The sequence below is a fragment of the Rummeliibacillus pycnus genome, from assembly GCF_050459865.1.
GTDB lineage: Bacteria > Bacillota > Bacilli > Bacillales_A > Planococcaceae > Rummeliibacillus > Rummeliibacillus pycnus_B.
Window position 1 is genome coordinate 1 of sequence record NZ_JBCMNM010000020.1, and the last position, 21,046, is coordinate 21,046.

Below are 21,046 nucleotides of genomic sequence, written 5' to 3' on the forward strand. Positions count from 1 at the left end.
CGAGGAGGCTCAACGCTCGCTTAGCACGAAAGCGAAGCTAATTCCACATCATGCAGAAAACAGATTAATACAATAGAATTTCTAAATAGTATAACCCCTGCAAAACAATAAGTTGCAGGGGTTATATGTTTTTTGGAACAGTGGAACTGCCACTTGTAGCTTTGTGAAAAGAGGAAAAGAATTTAATAGAGCACGGCTAAAAAGACTGGTTGTCCTTGTATAGCCGTGCTCAATCCTATCTTACCAATATCCAAGTAGCTTCCACCATAAGCCACCGATTATAACAAAAATAAGAATCGTAACGATAGAGACAATAAAGCCTACCGTCCACCATTTATTCTGTTCAATATAACCTGCGCCAAAGAATACAGGAGCAGGACCAGAACCGTAATGAGTTGTGGAACCAAATAAATTACTGAATGCTGCTAATAGGATCGCCGCAAGCATGGCTGGTGCTCCCGCTTGAAGCATAACAGATAGAAACGCGGCATACATGGCACTAATATGCGCTGTAGAACTTGCAAAGAAATAGTGTGAATAGAAATAGACAAGTGCTAATATCAATACCGCAAACATCCAGTTATATCCAGACACAAACGAACTGACCTCTTTACTAAACCACGGAATCAGTCCGAGTGTATTCATGTAAGAGGCCATCATAAATAGCGTCGCAAACCAAACAAGCGTATCCCAGGCTCCTTGTTCATTTTTAATATCTGACCATGTTAGTACTTCTAATAATAAAAGTAAGGAAAGCCCTATTAAAGCAGCTGTTGTGGCACCAATGCCTAAAGAATCCCCACCAATCCAAAGTCCTAAAATAACGATAAACACTGCAATCATACGTTTCTCAGAGCTTTTTAATGGCCCAAACTCATCTAATTTCTCTTTTGCAATTCGACTCGCTTCTGGAGTTTGTTTAATCTCTGGAGGAAAAATCTTATAGATAATAAATGGAACAACAATCAATGCTACTAATCCTGGAACAATCATAGCAGTTGCCCATCCAAACCACGTTAATGTCACTCCAGCGGTATCACTCGCTAGCTTAACAATTAAAGGATTTGCTGCCATAGCTGTCATAAACATAGCAGATGTAATCAAGTTCCCTTGAAATCCTACCGTCAAAAGAAAGGCTCCCATTTTACGTTCCGTACCATCTTCTGGTTTAGAACCGAATGTACGTGATAAGGATTGGATAATAGGAAAAATCACACCACCTGCACGTGCAGTATTACTCGGAATAGCAGGCGCCAAAATTAAATCACTTAACAATAAAGAATACGACAAGCTTAACGTTTTCTTTCCAAATAACCGAACAAATACATAAGCTATACGCTCACCTAACCCCGTCTTAATAAATCCACGTGAAATAAAGAAAGCAATAACGATAAGCCAAATCGTCGAATTCCCAAACCCACTTAGCGTTTCTTCAATTGTTAGTGTGTTAGTCACCGCGATTACTGCCATAGCAATAATTGAAATGGCTCCCATAGGTAATGGTTTTGAAATAAAACCGACAATTGTTGCAACAAACACAGCAAACAAATGCCATGCACTTTCTTTTACTCCAGCAGGTGTCGGTATAAACCAAATAATCATACCAATTGCAATGGTAATGAAGAAAGGAATCCATTTTATAGTACTTCCTGATGTTTCTTTCATGCCAACAAACTCCTTTCAATGTCTATCTTCTTAACAATAACGTCCTCTGTCTAACATTTTTCCATCATTGGTTACTCATATTGAGTTTAACCAATTTTTGCATCCCATTTACTTGAAAACTAAAATATTATAACTAGTTCGCGTCCTAATGAAAAGAATTTTTTATCATTCTATGTATTTTTTTGATAAAATTTTTAATTCAAAAAAGAATTGTGTTTAAATAAGGGGTTATTGGAGTGAGCCACTTTATTCCTATATATACCACTTCATTTCTTGTTATTTGTTATAATGGTATTTAAATGAGTGGATATTCAAAGGAAGTGAAACAAGATGATTAAAATAGTTATTGCCGAAGACCAAGGAATGCTTCTCGGGGCTTTGAAATCATTGATTAATATGGAAGATGATATGGAAGTTGTAGGAGTAGGGCACAATGGCGTAGAAGCATTAAAGCTTGTTGATCAATATCAACCGGATATCGCCATTATGGATATCGAAATGCCTGAAAAAACAGGTTTAGATGCTGCAGAAGAACTAAAGGAAAAAGACTGTAAGGTAATCATTTTAACAACCTTTGCAAGACCGGGTTATTTTGAGAGAGCTAGAAAAGCAGGTGTCAGAGGATATTTGTTAAAGGATAGTCCTATTGAGGAATTAGTTAACGCCATTCGAATCATCATGGATGGTCGCAGAATTTATGCACCTGAGCTTATTGATATTGTTTATGAAGAAGAGACAGAAAATCCTTTAACTGAACGCGAGAGTGAAGTATTGGGCCTTGTAGCAAAAGGAAGAACGACGAAAGAAATCGCAAATGAATTGTTTTTGTCTCCTGGAACTGTTCGGAACTATATCTCTACTATTTTTGATAAATTAGGTGTAAGTAATCGTATTGAAGCGATAGCGAGATTTAAGGAAAAAGGTTGGAATAAATAATATAAAAAAATCCGGATTAGCTTTCTGAGGTGAGTGGCTAATCCGGATTTTTTGAGCTGAAGCTGAATAAATTTATTTGCGTTTCGTTAAACGACCAAGCGCGAAACCAGCAGCTGCTACTCCGATGATAGTATTTGTTTTTTTATTGAATACTTGCTTTACGACAAGTTCTATATTTTGTGGGCGTTCTGCTAAACGGCGCATAAAGTAACCATACCAATCTTGCCCGAATGGTACATATGTGCAGAAGTTATAACCTTCTTTAGCAAGTTCTAGTTGCATATCGCGACGGAAGCCGTATAGCATTTGGAATTCGTATTTTTCTTTTGGAATATTATGAGCTGCGATAAATTGCTTCATATGATTAATAACAGTATGATCATGTGTTGCAATTGAAGTGAATTTTCCATTTAGTAAGTGATATTCCAGTAATTCTATGTAATTGCTGTCGATATCTTCTTTTGTTTGGTAAGCAACTTCAGCAGGCTCTTTATAAGCACCTTTAACGATACGTAAACGATAGTTTTTGAATTTTTCGATGTCTTCTTTTGCACGGAAGAAGTAAGCTTGAATAACCGTTCCGATATTATCGTGACTCTCCGATAACTTTTCAAGCAAATCAAATGATGGTTGTAAACGATCATAATTTTCCATATCAAAATTGACAAAAATATCATAGCTGTCTGCTAAAGATACTATTTCTTTAAGATTTTCATAGCAAAAATCATAGTCAATATCTAAGCCTAGTTGAGATGGCTTTAAAGAAATATGAGCATCAACACCATTTTGTTGGATTGCTTCTATGACTGCTAAAATTTGTTCTTTTGCAGCGGTTGCTTCTGATCTTTCATGAACAAATTCCCCTAAATTGTCCACTGTACATGAGATTCCATGTGAGTTAAGTTCTTTAATACTTTTGATTACTCCCTCAATGTTTGTACCAGCTACTACACTAGCAGCACCCATCTTTAGCCCATACTTTTTAGCATTGTTATTTAAAAATTGGTTTTCTGATAATGTGATAAAGAAATCTTTAAGTGACATATGCCATTTCCCCTTGTTGTGAAATTGTATTTTTCTCGATTATATCATAGTTAAAGGAAAAGTCATTCAATTCATATATTTCTTAATAGATAAATATAAATGCTCTATTAAGGATTTTTTTTGTGTAAAAGCAAAATTTTGAATGCCCTAAGATTAGGGTATATGCTATTTATTGTTCAAACACAATTGAACGATAAAGGCAACATGCGTTTATAGGCTCTTTTTTGTCGATTTTTGTAGCTTTTTATGAAAAACAAGTTGCATTAACTAAATAATATCTGTAATTTAGTAATGAGGTACAAAATTAATATTATGACGCAAAAAACGTTTTCCCTACATGGAATGGGGAAGACGTTTTTTTGCGTTCTATTAAAATTTATCTTTCAACATTTGCATGCGATTATTGAAAAGAGAAGGATAAGATAAAAAGCCTAATAAAATACTAGAGATAGCTGCTGTTGTTAACAACACAAATAATATTAAAAGTTGAAATTGTACTGCCTGTACAGGATCAGCACCTGCAATAATTTGGCCACTCATCATACCAGGCAATTGAACAAGACCAATCGTTTTTTGACTTTCGATTGTTGGAATCATACTTGCTTTTATCGCATTAATTAGTTGTCTGTGGATTGCTTGTTTTGGGGTACCACCAAGCGACAAAATCAGTTCTGTCTCATCTTTGTAAGCCTCTAACTCTGCTTGGAATCGATTTAAAAAGAGAATAGAGAGTACCATAGAGTTCCCGATTGCCATTCCGCTAATAGGAATAATATATTGTGCTGTAGCTGGAACGATATGAAATCCTAGCAAAATCGATTGTACAATGATTTCGACAGTAATCATCGTGAGAGCAACTTTCCATGTGATTCCACTAATCTTTTTGCCTTTTTTTCGAGCGTTAGCTGTAGCTGCCACAATCATTAATGTAATCATCGTGAATATGTAAAGAATGTTATTCGATTCAAATACAAACTTTAATATATATCCAACCGCTAGTAACTGAATAATAGAACGAATGGTAGCAATTAGCGTATCTTTTTCTAAACCAAGATGTAAAGTTTTGGATAGTATCAGTGGTATTAAGACAAATAATAATGTTAAAGAAAGAGTGGCATAACTCATTCCAATACCCCCTCTACAAAACGTTTCACAATTTCTTTTGTTGGATTAGTTAGAAGAGTACTTTTACCGGTTTCAATCACTTGACCGTTTATCATAACCCAGGTGTAGTGACCAATTTTAATAGCTTGCTCTAAATTATGGGTAATCCAAATAATTGTGACTTTGTATTTCTGATTGATTTTGATAATAAGGTCTTCCACTTCTTTAATGGACGTTCGATCTAAAGCAGAAGTAATTTCATCTAACAATAGAATATCTGATTTATTGACCAGCGTTCTTGCAATAGAAACACGTTGGCGTTGGCCACCTGATAAGTCTGAAGCATCCTTATCAAGAAATGATGCATCTAATCCAACATCCTCTAAGAATGAAATGGCCTCCGACCGAGATAATGACAAGCCTTGTAATGTTTTAGGTAAAGATAAATTAATATAAACGGTACCTTTAATCATTGGTGCAGATTGTAATGCCATTCCAACATGGCGACGTAATGTAACTGGGTTTAAAGAGGTAATGGGTTCATTATCAATATAAATTTCACCTGAAGTAGGAGAGATTAAACCGTTACATAGTTTAAGTAAAGTTGTTTTACCAGCTCCAGATGGACCTACAAGTGTTGTGATTTCCCCTGTTGGGAAAGAACCTGTAACCTGTTGCAAAATTTTCTGTCCATTCACTTCAAAATCAACGTTATGAAAGTGAATAGCAGGTTGATAAATTGTATTCATAGATAACACTCCTGCGACAATTTTCTTAATCTTAATGTAACATAATCTGTGAATTTTCTAGAAAAGGTGAATGTATTAATATAAGTAACGCCATAAATAGAATGTTGCATATGATTCAAATCCACGCCAGTCTTTTGCATAAACAAGTATTTCTTCTTTTGTGGGCTTGCAATCAGCTTTTGTTATATATTTAATAGCATTATGTAAGCCAACATCTGCTATTGGAAAAGCATCAGGGTATCGTAAACAACGCATTAATACATAATTTGCAGTCCAGGGACCAATTCCGCGGATAGATGTTAACTGCTGTTCAGCTTTTTTTAAAGAATTCATTTGTTTTAACATATTTTTTGATAATTCACCTGTAGAGATGAGGTGTGCTGCTAATAAGAGATATTCACATTTTTTAGTAGTTAATTTTAATGGTAGTAAATCTTCTATAGAAAGTTCATCTATTATTGAAGCTTCAGGAAATAGCCAATATTGTTGATTATTCCACGTAACACTTTTTCCGTATTTTTCAACAAGATTTCTTTTTAATGTATAAGCAAAAGACAAATTAATTTGTTGACCTAATATTCCCCAACTAATTGCCTCAAACAGATCTGGAATACCAATAGTACGTAAGCCATAATAATTTTCAATAGCTGAACAGAGTAGACTATCTTTTTTAGCCATTTGATAAAAAGGAAGAAGGTCTGTATTAAGATCAAACCACTCACGAATATAGTGTATGATTGCTTCAAAATCTTTTGAACTACAGGGTTCTGTAGAATAGAGTATTTGAATAGAAAGCAGCTGTTCGTGACAGCTAATTTCCACAAGAGGAAAACTAGGCGAAATTGGAATAACTTTTCGTATAACCTCACCATCAACTTCAAACATACATTCTTTATCATTTCTTTGTAAATAGCACAGATTTTGTTGAAAACTAAATTCTTTTGGTAATTTAATTTGCAATGGATTACTCATAAACTCACACCTTTCATGGATGATTGTATAGAAGAAAAATTTCAATATGTTGCGATTACGTCCGGAAAGTATTTTTTAAGTAACTTTAGATAGGTATACTACAACTATACAAAAAACGCTTAAAAGGTGTGATAAAATGAATCGGCAATTTGGTACAACACCAACTCAGGAAGAGTGGATTGCAATCACGTCAAATAATAGAAGTTATGACGGGAAATTTATTTATGCAGTCACTTCTACAGGTATATGCTGTAGACCATCTTGTAAATCTCGTAGCCCAAAATTTGAAAATGTCAGGATTTTTCAAAATATAGAAGCAGCTACTGAAGCAGGATTCAAACCCTGTAAACGATGTAAGCCAAGCGGTTTACGGATACCTGATGAAGAATGGGTAACCCAAATAAATGATTATATCGAACAACATTTTCATGAACACATAACATTAGATATATTGGCAGACGCATGTCACGGTAGCCCATATCATTTGCAAAGGATTTATAAAAAAGTAACGGGTAATACACCGTTAGATTATATTCAACATCAACGTATGGAAAAGGCAAAGTTATTACTTAAAACAACTGACCAAAAGGTGGAACAAATTGGACGAGTTGTAGGCTTTTCAAATACACCGTATTTTATTACGTTATTTAAAAAGTTTACAGGTAGTACGCCAAGAAAATATCGATATATTAATGGAGGTATAGAAAAATGAAAAATATATATTGGAGCTCATTCAATAGAAAAGAATGGTCAATAATTATTGCGGCTTCTGATGAAGGATTAAGCTATGTTGGTACAACAATGGATGAAATAGAAGATTGGTGCAAGAAGCATTATAAGGATGCAGTATTGGTTGAAGATAAAGAAAAGACAACAGAATACCAAAAGCAGTACGAAGAATACTTTGCAGGTAAGAGAACTACCTTTGATTTTCCATTGGATTTACAAGGAACTGCATTTCAACAACAAGTATGGCAAGCGTTAATTCAAATTCCATTTGGTAAGACCACTTGTTACTCTGAAATAGCGAATATGATCCACAATCCAAAGGCTGTAAGAGCAGTTGGAGGTGCAATTGGTGCTAATCCAATCTTGATTGCCGTTCCATGTCATCGTATCATAGGTAAAAATGGGAAACTAACTGGTTTCCGTAGTGGTATTCCATTGAAAAAAGAATTGTTGGGGATTGAAAGGGTACCATATAAAGAATGAAATGACATAACTCAGGGGTAATATGAAGGGATTTTAAAGTTTAATGCTTTTACAGTTGTCATGACAACTAGATGTTTCTTAAGACATATTTAAAGATAAATAGTGTATACTATGACATATTAAGATGGTGGAAGAAGGGACTAAGTATGAAATCAAAATATCCAGATGATAGCCTGATGCTACATACAGATTTATATCAAATTAATATGGCTGAAAGTTATTGGGCAGATGGAATACATAATCGAAAAGCGGTATTTGAATTGTATTTCCGAAAATTACCGTTCGGTAATGGCTATGCAATATTTGCTGGATTAGAAAGAATGTTGGAATATCTACGCGATTTTCACTTCAGTGAATCTGACTTAGAATATCTTCAAGAAGAAGTAGGATACGACAAGGATTTTATTGAATACTTAAGAAATCTACGTTTTACTGGAAATGTCTACTCAATGACAGAGGGAGAACTTGTTTTTGGTAATGAACCAATTGTTCGTATTGAAGCTCCTTTAGTAGAGGCCCAATTGATCGAAACAGCGTTACTTAATATTGTGAACTATCAAACATTAATAGCGACAAAAGCTAGTCGTATTAAACAAATTGTTCAAGATGATGTTGTGATGGAGTTTGGTACACGTCGTGCACAAGAAATGGATGCGGCTATTTGGGGAACACGAGCAGCAATCATTGGAGGTTTTGATTCAACTAGTAATGTTCGAGCAGGGAAATTATTCAATATTCCTGTTGCTGGTACACATGCCCATTCATTGGTGCAAGCGTATAAAAGTGATTATGAGGCTTTTCATGCCTATGCACGCCGTCATAAAGACTGTGTTTTCTTAGTTGATACCTACGATACTTTAAAATCTGGTGTACCAACTGCGATTAAAGTAGCGAAAGAATTAGGGGATAAGATTAACTTCCTAGGTATTCGCTTAGATAGTGGAGATATTGCCTTTCTATCAAAAGCTGCTCGTAAAATGTTAGATGAAGCAGGTTTTACAGATGCTAAAATTGTTGCTTCAAATGATTTAGATGAATACACAATTTTAAACTTACTTGCGCAAGGTGCAAAGGTTGACCAATGGGGTATCGGTACAAAATTAATTACAGCATATGATCAACCTGCATTAGGTGCAGTATATAAACTTGTATCACTTGAAACTGCGAATGGTAAAATGCAAGATCGTATTAAAATTTCTGCAAATGCTGAAAAGGTAACAACACCAGGTTTGAAAAAATTGTATCGAATCATCGATCTTGAAAACGGTAAAGCTGAAGGCGATTATATTACCATGCATGATGAAGATCCTGAATCAGAAGAACGTATTAAAATGTTCCATCCTGTTCATACATTTATCTCAAAATTCGTAACAAACTTTGCTGCTAAAAATCTCCATACAAAAGTAATAGAGGATGGCAAAAATATATATGAAAGTCCATCAGTACAAGAAATGAGAGCATACGCAGAAGAAAACCTAAACTTACTCTGGGATGAATATAAACGTTCTTTAAATCCTGAAGCTTATCCGGTAGACTTAAGCCAAAAATGTTGGGATAACAAAATGAGAAATATAGTAGAAGTCAAAGAGATGGTACGTGAAATTGATGCGGTATAGGAGGTAATTTTTAATGACTTTGCAACAACATATTATTGAAGAATTACATGTCCTCCCTAAAATTGATGCAAAAGAAGAAATTCGTAAATCAATTGACTTTTTAAAAGCATATGCAAAAAAGAACACGTTCTTAAAAGGATTTGTACTTGGCTTATCAGGTGGTCAAGACTCTACTTTAACAGGTAAACTTACGCAACTTGCAGTAGATGAGTTAAATGAAGAAGCTGGAGAAGATAAATATTCCTATTGGGCAGTTCGTCTACCTTATGGTATACAAGCTGATGAACAGGATTGCCAAGATGCTATTGAATTTATCAAGCCTACAATAGTATATACGGTAAATATAAAACCGGCTGTAGATGCAGGAGTTCAATCATTAAAAGAAGTAGGCGTAGAACTTTCTGATTTTCTAAAAGGAAACGAAAAAGCGCGTGAACGTATGAAAGTTCAATTTGCGATTGCAGCTCACCACGGTGCTGTCGTACTTGGTACCGATCATGCGGCTGAAGCAATTACAGGTTTCTATACAAAATTTGGCGATGGTGCTGCAGACCTTACACCAATCTTCCGTTTAAACAAGCGTCAAGGTAAGGCAATGCTTGCAGAACTAAATTGTCCAAAGCATTTATACGAAAAAACACCAACTGCAGACTTAGAAGAAAATCGTCCATCTTTACCAGATGAAGAAGCACTAGGTGTTACGTATGATCAAATCGATGATTATTTGGAAGGTAAAGAAATTGATGAAGAGGCTCGTAAAAAAATAGAAGGACATTATTTACGTTCGGAACATAAACGTCACCTACCAATTACAATTTTCGATGACTTTTGGAAATAAATTTTTAAAACCCGTGAGACTGTAGTTAAACTCGAAGAATTCGAGTTTGCCTACAGTTTTTTTCTTTTACAATAAAATCAATTTCATCATTAAAAGATTTGATAAAAAACACGAACAGTATGGGTGATTGTTATATGCCATATCTATTAGAACATTGTCTATGAAGCGGAAGATGGCGACTCCTGCGGGAAAGCGAGAAAGGTGAGACCCTGCAAGAAGCGAAGCGACTGAGGAGGCTCACCGCTCGCCCGCGGAAAGCGCCATTTGGAGCGGCATACTAAGTAAATACTGAAAATGAAATATTAGCCGAATTATTGAGTTGTTTATTAGGGAAATATTCTTCGTATTTCTGAAATCGGTGCTCAAATAAGAATATAGGATTTTTTTGTTTATTTAGACAATAATTAGTCACATGGATTTTCAACTTCTTTCACAATTAGAAGGTAAAGTAATAATTAATTGAAAGGAGAGAGAAGACATGAAAAAGGAATTAGGAATAGCAATTATATTATGCGCATCATTATTAGGGGCATGTAATCTGACTGCCGAAAAAACTACTGAGCATCATAAATCAACAGATCAAACAACTAAAGCAAGTAATACAGTAGATGAACGTTTAAAAGAACCGACAAAAGATGAGAAATGTGCATTTTGTGATATGAAGGTATTTGATGCAAAAGAAGAAATGGGTGCTTTTACTGCTCAAGCAATCAAGAAAGATGGCTCAACTATGTTCTTGGATGATATAGGCTGTATATTAAACCAAGAGCGAAAAGATAAAGTAACATATGAAAAATATGTTCGTGATTATAATTCGAAAGAGTGGTTGAAATTAGATGATGCCATTATTGTAAAAGCAGATATTAAAACGCCGATGAACTATGGCTATGCATTTTTCAAAAATCAAAAAAGTGCAGATGCATTTATAGAAAAAAATAAAGGTGCAAAGGTTGTTAAAGTTTCTGATATTGATGAAGTAGCTCATAAGCGTTACGAAATGAAAATGAAGAAAATGCAAGATATGAAAAAAAGTGATTCTGATAAAAAGATGGATATGCATTCAGATGATAACAATTCTGAAAGTCACAGTAAATAAAAATACTATGGAGGGCTGGGGGGAACTCCAGCCTTTTTTCGTGGAAGGGAGATAGACACATTTGAAACGATTTTGGGTACTAGTTGCTTTTTTCATCACTTCTTTTTGTCTGATCCCACAGGTTCATGCAAAAACAGCAACTTTACAACAGCTAATTGACCAAACGCCTGAGGGTGGCGTATTGCAACTGCAAGGAATTAAGTATAAAGAAAATGTCACCATTCATAAACCCATTACGATTAAAGGGTCAAAGCAAACAGTTTTACAAGGTAATACACAGGAAGCCGTAATCAAAATAGAAGATGTAAATAACGTGAAAATCGAAAATCTTATTATTCAAGATGCTCATACAGGCATTGTGGCAAAGAATGTACAAAATTTTCAATGCAAGGATTTGACTCTATTAAATAATTGGAGTGGGGTTCAGATTTATAACTCAAAAGACGTTATATTGCAGCAACTTTCGATTAAAGGAATTAGTGGGCATTACTCAAAAAAAGGAAATGGGATTGCTCTTTTTAATAATAAGAATGTGATCGCAAAATATAACAACATTGATCATGTACAGGATGGTATTTATATAGAAAACGGAAATGAAATCAATCTATTTTCTAATAACATTCAAAATGGTCGCTATGGAATTCATTTTATGTATATGAAAAATGTTCAGGCAAGAAACAATACATTTAGAAAAAATGTAACTGGGATTATGCTGATGATGACAGAAAATGCAGTACTTTCAACAAATAAAATCATGGAGCAAAGCGGACTGAATGCATCTGGTATGACTTTGTTTCAAGCGAAAAATATTAAAACCGTAGAGAATACATTTCAATATAATCGTGCTGCAATTTCCGCGCAAAGTTTAACAAATTCAACGATAGAAAAGAATACCTTTTTAATGAACCAAACAGCAGTAGAATTGCTACTTTCAAATGACAAAAATACCGTGAAAGAGAATGACTTTATAGGTAACATTGTTAACATTCGCTCGGATGGAACGGGTAGTACAATAGCCCGTAATTATTATGATGATTATGCAGGAATTGATGTAGATGATAATGGCGTTGGAGATCGACCTTACGTTGCTCTGCAAAGTTTTGGGCAATGGATGGTAAGACAACCTGCTTATCAATATTTTATCGAATCACCAAGCGTTGTATTGTTAAACGAAATGGATCGACAAACAAATGTAATTGAAAAAAAGCAATTAGTTGACAAAACACCTATGATGCAAAGCGCGATTAACATGAAACAAGAAAGCACAGTGAGCATAGGAAAAGTCATGATAGGAATAGTTATTATGCTATCAATACTATGGTTTTGGAGAAAGGAAATACGATCATGAAAAAATGGTGGCTAATAAGTATTTTCACTACATTATTATTACTACAAGCTTGTGGCAATAAAGAATATAAACCAAAAGAGATTGTAAGTGAAACGGATGTTTGCAAAGTTTGCAATATGAGTATTGTCCATAAAGAATTTGCTGGTGAAATTGCCTTTACCAACGGAGATTATGAAATGTTTGATGATCTTGGTTGTTTAATCGAATATATGAAGAATATGAACGAAAAAGATTTAGGAAAGGCCTTCATCAAGGATCAAGACGGTAAGAAATGGCTGAATGTTCAAACAGCATCCTATGTTTATGAAAAAGATATTTGGACACCCATGTCTTATGGAGTGATTGCTTTTCAAACGGAAAACAGTGCAAAAAACTATATAAAAAAAGAAGGTAAAGGAGAACTATTAAGTTTTGATGATTTAAAAACCTTTAAATGGGGTGTGCACCATTGAGAAATCGCCTCTTTATCCGTTTAGAATGGAGACAAATGTTACGAAGTCGATGGATGCAATCAGTAGCATTACTATTTGTTTTTGTTTTTGCCTCGATTTCTCTGATACAACAAATTGCTTTGCCTAATGATTTAGGATTTACTAGACAAACCGCAAGTTTTCTAAATCTACTTCTATTCCTACTACCATTATTTATCTTAACAATTGGGAGTATGGGAGTAGCAAGTGATTTAGAATCTGGTTGGTTTTCGTTATTAAAAACATATCCAATGACCGTTTTGCAGTATGTTATCGGAAAATATATAGCCTTGCTGCTATCCTTTACGCTGATTTTATTGCTTGCTTTTGGTGTGGTATTAAGTATGAGTGGAATCTCTGGAGAATTTTATCTTCCAACTATATTTGTAGGGTTATCTATTTTGATCATGCTTATTTTTTCATCCATTGCTATACTATGTGGCATTATAGCCAAGAACCGTTTACATGCTTTAGCAATATCATTGGTTGTATGGGCTTTGTCATTATTATTATTATCTTATGCATTAATGGCTGTTGGTACTGTAGTAGCTGGTCATATTTTGCAAAAATTAACGATCGTTATGATTCATATTAATCCTGCCGAATGGATTCGATATGGTTATTTTCTTTTCTCTGGTCAAACATCTGTTTTAGGACCATCATTTTATCGTTTTAATCAGTTCTATAGTTCTCCAACAGGATTGTTAGTTTATGCAATCGTAACACTAATTTGGATTGTGTTCCCGATTCTATTGGCGAAATGGTTACTAGAGAAAAGAGGGCGTCAAGTATGATTGTTGAAGGGAAAAACCTAGTAAAGAAATATTCAAAAGAGCAAGGATTACTCGATGTTTCGTTTACTTTATATGAGGGAAGGATCATCGCTTTAGCCGGTGGAAATGGTGCGGGGAAAAGTACGTTAATCCGCCTATTAATTGGAGAGGAAAAACCAAATAGTGGTGCATTAAATTGGACTATTAAACCTTCCATTCGATATATGCCAGATGATGTGAATTTCCCTCCGACTTTGACAGCTCTTGAAATTTTGCAGCTACTTGCTGGACTAAAGCAAATTCCATCCGAAGAAATTGAAAAAGTGCTGAAACGAGTTGGACTATGGGAATATAGAAAACAACGTGTTCGTCAATTTTCGAAAGGAATGAGACAGCGTTTAAATTTAGCGCAAGCGTTATTAGGAGACGAACAACTGCTTATTTTAGATGAGCCTACAAATGGATTAGATATTCGTTGGATTGCTGAATTGAAGAATATATTGCAAGAACAAAAGGACATTGGGAAAACCATTCTATTTTCAACCCATCTTCTATCGTTTGCAGAAGAACTTGCAGATGATGTCCTCCTATTACATGAAGGAAGGGTTCTAAAACAGGGGAATATTCACTCTGTTTTACAAGAATCAAAAACAATTCATTTAGAAGAACTTTTTATGCATGAAATCAGTGTAAAAAAGAAATAAGTGTAATATCGCCTAAAAACACGACTAATTATTAAGTCGTGTTTTTTGTAAGGGGCGAATTTAGTCATGTTATAATAATGTTAATTGAGGAAATAAAAGAGAAAATGCATAAATGAGAAGTTTACAGGAGGACATCGAATGGAGACACAGGAAAGGCTACAATCCATTATAAAAAATATAGAAAAAGTAATGATTGGAAAAAAACATATTGCTGATTTAAGTGTTGTAGCATTATTAGCAGAAGGACATGTTTTACTAGAAGATGTGCCGGGTGTAGGGAAAACAATGATGGTGCGTGCGCTTGCAAAGTCAGTAGGAGCTAATTTTAAACGTATTCAGTTTACACCAGATTTACTCCCTTCAGATGTAATAGGTGTATCCATTTATAATCCGAAAGATATGGAATTTCATTTTCGTCCAGGTCCAATTATGGGGAACATTGTATTAGCGGATGAAATTAACCGAACATCTCCAAAAACACAATCAGCTCTATTAGAGGGGATGGAAGAGGCAGCGGTAACCATTGATGGAGAAACAATGCAAATTCCAAAACCATTTTTTGTAATGGCTACTCAAAATCCGATTGAACATGAAGGGACCTATCCGCTTCCTGAAGCACAGTTAGACCGTTTTTTATTGAAATTGAAGATGGGTTATCCAAGTCTTGATGATGAAATTGAAGTATTACGTAGAGCAGAAGGAACACGCCCAATTGAGTCATTAAAATCCGTTGTTACGTTAGAAGAACTAAAGGAGTTACAGCAAGAAGTGAAAACTGTTCATGTTGATGAATTAGTTAAAGGCTATATTGTTGAGCTTGCAAGGGCGACTAGAGAACATCAATATGTTTACCTTGGCGCAAGCCCTCGTGGTTCAATAGCTTTAATGAAAGCATCGCAGGCATATGCATTATTAAAAGGTCGTCGATTTGTGACTCCAGATGATGTTCAATTTTTGGCACCATTCGTCTTTGCTCATCGCCTTATTTTAAAACCGGAAGCACGTTATGAGGGGATTACACCCGAAGAAATTATAGGACGCGTTATTATTAATACTAATGTGCCGATTAAAAGGACTTCGAATTGATGAAAAGATATAAGATTAGATGGCTATCACAAGCTATTACTCGTTTTGTAATGGTTATATTACTGTTAGTCATTACGCTTTGCTTTGCATTAATGCAAGGGGGATTTGTTAGCTGGTTTATCTTTTTCATGTTTTTGCCTTTTGCACTTTACTCCATCATGCTATTTTTTGTACCTTTAAAACAATTTTCGGTTGAAAGAACGATGCTTACAGGGTATTTGGAGCATGGAGATTCACTTCGGATGAAGATGGATTTGACTAGAAAATCAAGATTTCCATTACTGTATATGGTTATTCAAGAAAGTATGCCGAGTGAGATTTTCAATGAAGAAGCAGCAGATCAAACAAGGCATTTTTTTATGATGGGTATGAACAAGCAATTATCTTGGAACTATGAAATTCCTAATATGCCACGTGGTCATCATCAACTAGAAGGTATTGAATTAACAATCACTGATTTCTTTGGATGGGTCAAGAAAACAACATTACTACCCGCTAAACGATCAGTGGTTGTTTATCCAAAGGTGACACACCTTATCTATACGCCACTCCGTTTAACCAAAAGTAGTGGTGCAGGGACGGCTCGTAATACCGCTGTTCGTGATACAACTATGGTATCTGGTATTCGTGAATATCAACCAGGAGATCGCATGTCTTGGATTCATTGGAAAACTTTTGCAAAGACCCAAAACTTGCAAACTAAAGAATTTGAGGATCAACAATCTCAAGAGATTTGCCTTGTTTTAGATGGGGCACCATCAGCACTATTTGAAGAACAAGTTGAGTTATGTGCGTCGATATTATCAGCTGTTGTAAGTCAACATTTAAGTATGTCTTTTCTATTTGCAGGCGAAAAGCAATCGTATTTTGATCAAATTCAAACAGAAGAACAATTGCAGCGGGCAATGTATCAATTAGCGGGAATACAGTCTCAACCGATTGAAAAAATTGAGTATAAATATGGGCAGAATAATGTACTGTTAAATGCGACAATGATTTATTTTGTAACGAGTTCATTGACATCTGAGTGGCTTAACGTTTTGAAAAGAGTCTCTCGAAAATCACAAGGTGCTATTTGTTTTATTGTTCGAGCTCCTGCACAAAGTATTTCAGAGCATGAGCAGAAAATAGTAACGATTGCAAAGGAAAATGGTATTCTTGTATTTCCTATAACACCTCAACAATTTGCAAATACCTTTACGGAGGTGTTGAAATGATGGATTCAAAGGTATTGAGATGGACAGGCTTAATAGGCCTTTATCTTATTATTTTCTTGCTGTTAGTGGAATGGCTAGTGCCAGTTGTGCAGCTTACAAATACTGGACATCTTGGCTTGTTTCTAATCTTCGTATTAATTTGTTTGGGGAGTAACATTATCAATTTAAATGGCATAATGTCATTTATTATTAAGATTCTTTATGTAATATGGTTTTTGATGTACGTGTATATGGATACGACAGTATTTTCTATCGAAGGTTTAATGAAAATAACTGACGAGTTTGTAAGTAGTATTCAAGCACTTATAGACGGAAATTGGGCAGGGGTAGCGGACTCGTTTCGTAGTATATTATTTTTCGTATTATTATGGATGACAATCTATTTGATCCATCACTGGCTAACGGTGAAGCATTCCGTATTATATTTCTTTTTAACAACTATTATATTTTTAAGCTTGTTAGATACTTTTACAGAATACAATGCAAAATTTGCGATTATTCGTGTCATGGTACTTGGAATATTACTAATGGGTGTATTGTTTATCAATCGATTATTTAAAAATAGCCAAGTGAAATGGAAGCCAAAACATTATGCAATGTTGTTAATCCCGCTTATTGTCATGATTATTGGTAGTGCTGCATTTGCATATACCATGCCTAAAAAACAAGCGATGGTAAGTGTACCTAAGCATCTAGAAAACTTGATGAACTGGCAAAATGGTCAAAATGCAGGTATCGGGAAAATTGGTTATGTTGAAGATGACAGTACGCTAGGAGGGCCATTTGAAAAAGATAACCGTCCTGTATTTGAGGCAACTGCAAAAGAAAATCAATATTGGCGTGTTGAAACAAAGAATATCTATACAGGCAAAGGATGGGAACGCAAAGCAGGCGACATCTATGTTCATACCTTTGACTATGGTGAAGAGATTCCAATGACCATGAAACCTGGTAAAAAGAAGAATATAGATGAAGCTACCATTACTTTGAAGAAAAACTATAAATTTATACTGCAGCCATATGGACTAAAAACAATTGATCAGCCAAATGATGAGAAAACCTTCTATATTGAAATTGACGGAGAAAAAATCCGCCCAACAATAAATGAGGGAAAGGTTCTTTTACCACACTATTCAATGTCCTATTCAACACCAGAATATAGCTTGAAGGCCTTACAAAGGACAAGAAAGTCTGATTTAAAGAAACTTCCGAAAGGTTATAAACAATATTTGCAACTTCCAGATTCTTTACCGAAACGGGTAAAGGAATTATCTGTTGAAATAACGAAAGATGAGAAAAACTTATACGATAAAGCTAATGCAATCGTTTCATATTTTCAATACAACGGTTATAAGTATTCACGCACAGATGTAGCGATTCCATCTAAAAAGCAAGACTACGTTGATCAATTCCTTTTCGATACTAAATCAGGCTATTGTGATAACTTTTCGACTTCTATGGTTGTTATGCTTCGTACATTAGGAATTCCTGCACGTTGGGTGAAGGGTTTCTCAGAAGGAAATGAGGTTCCGTCTAAGGATCCTACACGTCATTTTGTTGTAACCAACAATAATGCGCATTCTTGGGTAGAAGCATATTTTCCTGGAATAGGTTGGATGGCTTTTGAACCTACAATTGGTTTTAATGGATTCGATAATGTATTAAATGATGTAAAAGACAATCAAAATGAAGGTACGATCAATCCTAAACAAAAGGAAAATGATAAAGCAAGAGCAGAAAAGAAAAAGAAAAAGAAAGCAGAACAAAAGAAGAAGGAAAAACAAGAAAAAGAAAAAGCGAAAAAAGAAGAAAAGAAAAAACAAAAACAGGAAAAACAGAAAAAGCAAAATCAGAATCAAGCAACGAATCATCAAGTGAATAAAGTGATGGTTATATCAGTCTTCATACTTATTATGTTGGCTATTCTATTCTATTTGACTCGTAGAAAGTGGATGCCGAAATGGTTATTGATGAAATATCGCTTAAAGGGAAATCACCTTCAAATCGATAAACGATATGCAGATTTATTGAAACAACTTTCATTAATTGGATTAACAAAAGCACAAGGTCAAACTTTAGGAGATTTTGCAAAACAAATAGATAGTAAGTTCGGAACAAATCATATGAGTATTTTGACACAAGCCTACGAGGAAAGTCTTTATAGTAAAGAAGCACCAACAAGTAGTAAAGAAAAAATAATAGAATGTTGGAAATATTTAATCAATCGAACAACCGGTTGATTTTGGTTCTTATAAACTGTAATATTAAGAAAAATTATAAATAATTGATTTACCCTCGTATATGTTCGAAAATATGGTTCGAATGTTTCTACCAAGCTACCGTAAATAGTTTGACTATGAAGGCAAATATAGCTATGTTTTAGACATAGTTTATTTGCCTTTTGGAGAAACTGAACGCGTAGGAAGAGCAATACTTTCAACGCGTTCTTTTCATAATAGAGCGCTGTATAAGGGAAGTAGTCATTTATAAAATATAGAAGAGGTGGAACTTTTGTCAGTAAGTACACAACTAATAAATCAAGAAAAAATCATCGTTCTTGATTTCGGTAGTCAATACAATCAATTAATTACACGTCGTATTCGTGAATTCGGTGTTTACAGTGAGTTACACCCACATACAATCACAGCACAAGAATTAAAAGATATGAATGCTACAGGTATCATTTTCTCAGGTGGTCCAAACTCAGTTTATGACGACAATGCATTCAAAATCGACGAACAAATCTTTGAATTAGGCTTACCAATCTTAGGTATCTGCTACGGTATGCAATTAATGGCACATACTTTAGGTGGTAAAGTAGAAGCTGCGTCTCACCGCGAGTATGGTAAAGCAGAAATCAAAGTGCTTGAAGAAAACAAATTATTCGCTGATACACCAAAAGAGCAAGTTGTTTGGATGAGTCATGGTGACCTTGTAACAGCAACACCAGAAGGCTTCACTACAATTGCAACAAGCGCTTCTTGCCCAATCGCTTCAATGGCAAACCCAGAACGCAAATTCTATGCTGTACAATTCCACCCAGAAGTACGTCACTCTGTATACGGTAATGACTTACTTCGTCACTTCGCATTAGACATCTGTGGCTGCAAAGGCGACTGGTCAATGGCGAACTTCATCGAAATTGAAACAGAAAAAATCCGTAACATCGTTGGTGACAAACAAGTTCTTTGCGCACTTTCAGGTGGCGTAGACTCATCAGTTGTAGCGGTATTAATCCACAAAGCAATCGGTGACCAATTAACTTGTATGTTCGTAGACCACAACTTAAACCGTAAAGGTGAAGTTGAACAAGTTATGAAAACTTTCACTGAAGACTTCGATATGAAACTTATCAAAATCGATGCTCGTGAACGCTTCATGAACAAACTAAAAGGCGTGTCTGATCCAGAACAAAAACGTAAAATCATCGGTAACGAATTCATTTACGTATTCGACGAAGAATCAGCTAAACTTACTGACATGGACTTCTTAGCTCAAGGTACTCTTTACACTGATATCATCGAGTCTGGTACAGCAACTGCACAAACAATCAAATCTCACCACAACGTTGGCGGTCTTCCAGAAGACATGAAATTCGAACTTATCGAACCACTTAACACATTATTCAAAGACGAAGTACGTGCACTTGGTTTAGAACTTGGTCTTCCTGAAGCAGTAGTATGGCGTCAACCATTCCCAGGTCCAGGCCTAGGTATCCGCGTACTTGGCGAAGTAACAGAAGATAAATTAGAAATCGTACGTAATGCAGACTTCATCCTACGTGAAGAAATCAAAAAAGCTGGTCTTGATCGCGACATCTGGCAATACTTCTGCGTACTACCAGACATCCGTTCAGTCGGCGTTATGGGTGACGGTCGTACTTATGACTACGCAATCGGTATCCGCGGCGTAACATCAATCGACGGTATGACTTCTGACTGGGCACGTATCCCATATGACGTACTAGAAAAAATCTCTGTACGTATCGTAAACGAAGTAGATCACGTTAACCGCGTACTGTATGATATTACTTCTAAACCACCAGCTACTATTGAGTGGGAATAATAAAATTAATAGCCTAGGCACTGATTATTCAGTGTTTCTAGGCTTTTTTTTGTTTTGGTAACCATTTCGGTAACTATTGGAAGAATAAGTCTTTCTAAAACTAGAACTTTTTGATTGGAAAGTTTATTTTGAACAAATATTATATAGCGAA

Annotated in this window: 19 protein-coding genes and 1 riboswitch; of the genes, 14 read left to right on the forward strand and 5 right to left on the reverse strand. The window is 35.2% G+C overall.

Annotation, left to right across the window (positions count from 1 at the left end):
* Positions 1 to 240 precede the first annotated feature (240 nt).
* The gene (locus tag ABE048_RS05225; protein ID WP_430309650.1) at positions 241 to 1,665 is read right to left on the reverse strand and encodes an anion permease; all 1,425 of its coding nucleotides are present in this window, start codon (positions 1,663 to 1,665) and stop codon (positions 241 to 243) included.
* Between the two features lie 330 nt (positions 1,666 to 1,995).
* Between ABE048_RS05225 and ABE048_RS05230 the strand changes: the two genes are divergently transcribed.
* Positions 1,996 to 2,601 (forward strand): response regulator, encoded by a 606-nt coding sequence (locus tag ABE048_RS05230; RefSeq protein ID WP_430309651.1) that lies wholly within the window; start codon positions 1,996 to 1,998, stop codon positions 2,599 to 2,601.
* Between the two features lie 72 nt (positions 2,602 to 2,673).
* On the opposite strand, the gene ABE048_RS05235 is transcribed toward ABE048_RS05230, so the two are convergent.
* From ABE048_RS05235 to ABE048_RS05250, 4 genes are all read right to left on the reverse strand, one after another.
* Positions 2,674 to 3,645: a proline dehydrogenase family protein gene (locus tag ABE048_RS05235; RefSeq protein WP_430309653.1), complete on the reverse strand. Its 972-nt coding sequence runs from the start codon at positions 3,643 to 3,645 to the stop codon at positions 2,674 to 2,676.
* Positions 3,646 to 4,014: 369 nt separating this feature from the next.
* The gene (locus ABE048_RS05240) at positions 4,015 to 4,770 is read right to left on the reverse strand and encodes an ABC transporter permease (RefSeq protein ID WP_430309655.1); all 756 of its coding nucleotides are present in this window, start codon (positions 4,768 to 4,770) and stop codon (positions 4,015 to 4,017) included.
* The gene (locus tag ABE048_RS05245) at positions 4,767 to 5,498 is read right to left on the reverse strand and encodes a phosphate ABC transporter ATP-binding protein (protein ID WP_430309656.1); all 732 of its coding nucleotides are present in this window, start codon (positions 5,496 to 5,498) and stop codon (positions 4,767 to 4,769) included. The genes ABE048_RS05240 and ABE048_RS05245 overlap by 4 nt, the downstream gene beginning before the upstream one ends.
* 75 nt (positions 5,499 to 5,573) lie before the next feature.
* Positions 5,574 to 6,470 (reverse strand): DNA-3-methyladenine glycosylase family protein, encoded by an 897-nt coding sequence (locus ABE048_RS05250; protein WP_430309657.1) that lies wholly within the window; start codon positions 6,468 to 6,470, stop codon positions 5,574 to 5,576.
* A gap of 136 nt (positions 6,471 to 6,606) precedes the next feature.
* On the opposite strand from ABE048_RS05250, the gene ABE048_RS05255 reads away from it, so the two are divergent.
* The 13 genes from ABE048_RS05255 (at position 6,607) to guaA (ending at position 20,895) form a co-directional block, all read left to right on the forward strand.
* A complete protein-coding gene (locus tag ABE048_RS05255; RefSeq protein WP_430309658.1) occupies positions 6,607 to 7,182 on the forward strand; it encodes a bifunctional transcriptional activator/DNA repair enzyme AdaA in 576 nt (191 codons plus the stop codon).
* Positions 7,179 to 7,682, forward strand: a complete 504-nt coding sequence (locus ABE048_RS05260; protein ID WP_430309660.1) for a methylated-DNA--[protein]-cysteine S-methyltransferase — start codon at positions 7,179 to 7,181, stop codon at positions 7,680 to 7,682. Before ABE048_RS05255 ends, ABE048_RS05260 begins: the two co-directional genes overlap by 4 nt.
* Positions 7,683 to 7,828: 146 nt before the next feature.
* Entirely contained in the window at positions 7,829 to 9,298 is a 1,470-nt protein-coding gene (locus ABE048_RS05265) for a nicotinate phosphoribosyltransferase (protein ID WP_430309661.1), read from the forward strand.
* Positions 9,299 to 9,311: 13 nt separating this feature from the next.
* Complete coding sequence (gene nadE / locus ABE048_RS05270; RefSeq protein WP_430309662.1) at positions 9,312 to 10,136, forward strand: ammonia-dependent NAD(+) synthetase; 825 nt, start codon at positions 9,312 to 9,314, stop codon at positions 10,134 to 10,136.
* Positions 10,137 to 10,614: 478 nt separating this feature from the next.
* Positions 10,615 to 11,232: a nitrous oxide reductase accessory protein NosL gene (locus ABE048_RS05275; RefSeq protein ID WP_430309663.1), complete on the forward strand. Its 618-nt coding sequence runs from the start codon at positions 10,615 to 10,617 to the stop codon at positions 11,230 to 11,232.
* Positions 11,233 to 11,293: 61 nt separating this feature from the next.
* On the forward strand, positions 11,294 to 12,580 hold the full coding sequence (locus ABE048_RS05280) for a NosD domain-containing protein (protein ID WP_430309665.1): 1,287 nt from the start codon (positions 11,294 to 11,296) through the stop codon (positions 12,578 to 12,580).
* Positions 12,577 to 13,032: a nitrous oxide reductase accessory protein NosL gene (locus ABE048_RS05285; protein WP_430309666.1), complete on the forward strand. Its 456-nt coding sequence runs from the start codon at positions 12,577 to 12,579 to the stop codon at positions 13,030 to 13,032. Before ABE048_RS05280 ends, ABE048_RS05285 begins: the two co-directional genes overlap by 4 nt.
* Positions 13,029 to 13,844 carry an ABC transporter permease gene (locus tag ABE048_RS05290; RefSeq protein WP_430309667.1) on the forward strand — a complete coding sequence of 272 codons (816 nt, stop codon included), beginning with the start codon at positions 13,029 to 13,031 and terminating at the stop codon, positions 13,842 to 13,844. Before ABE048_RS05285 ends, ABE048_RS05290 begins: the two co-directional genes overlap by 4 nt.
* Positions 13,841 to 14,527, forward strand: a complete 687-nt coding sequence (locus ABE048_RS05295) for an ABC transporter ATP-binding protein (RefSeq protein WP_430309668.1) — start codon at positions 13,841 to 13,843, stop codon at positions 14,525 to 14,527. Before ABE048_RS05290 ends, ABE048_RS05295 begins: the two co-directional genes overlap by 4 nt.
* A 138-nt stretch (positions 14,528 to 14,665) precedes the next feature.
* Positions 14,666 to 15,613 carry an AAA family ATPase gene (locus tag ABE048_RS05300; RefSeq protein WP_430309670.1) on the forward strand — a complete coding sequence of 316 codons (948 nt, stop codon included), beginning with the start codon at positions 14,666 to 14,668 and terminating at the stop codon, positions 15,611 to 15,613.
* Positions 15,613 to 16,830: a DUF58 domain-containing protein gene (locus tag ABE048_RS05305; RefSeq protein ID WP_430309671.1), complete on the forward strand. Its 1,218-nt coding sequence runs from the start codon at positions 15,613 to 15,615 to the stop codon at positions 16,828 to 16,830. Before ABE048_RS05300 ends, ABE048_RS05305 begins: the two co-directional genes overlap by 1 nt.
* Positions 16,827 to 19,070, forward strand: a complete 2,244-nt coding sequence (locus ABE048_RS05310) for a transglutaminase-like domain-containing protein (protein ID WP_430309672.1) — start codon at positions 16,827 to 16,829, stop codon at positions 19,068 to 19,070. Before ABE048_RS05305 ends, ABE048_RS05310 begins: the two co-directional genes overlap by 4 nt.
* A 35-nt stretch (positions 19,071 to 19,105) precedes the next feature.
* A riboswitch (purine riboswitch) is annotated at positions 19,106 to 19,207 on the forward strand.
* Positions 19,208 to 19,341: 134 nt separating this feature from the next.
* Positions 19,342 to 20,895 (forward strand): glutamine-hydrolyzing GMP synthase, encoded by a 1,554-nt coding sequence (gene guaA / locus ABE048_RS05315; RefSeq protein WP_430309674.1) that lies wholly within the window; start codon positions 19,342 to 19,344, stop codon positions 20,893 to 20,895.
* Positions 20,896 to 21,046 lie beyond the last annotated feature (151 nt).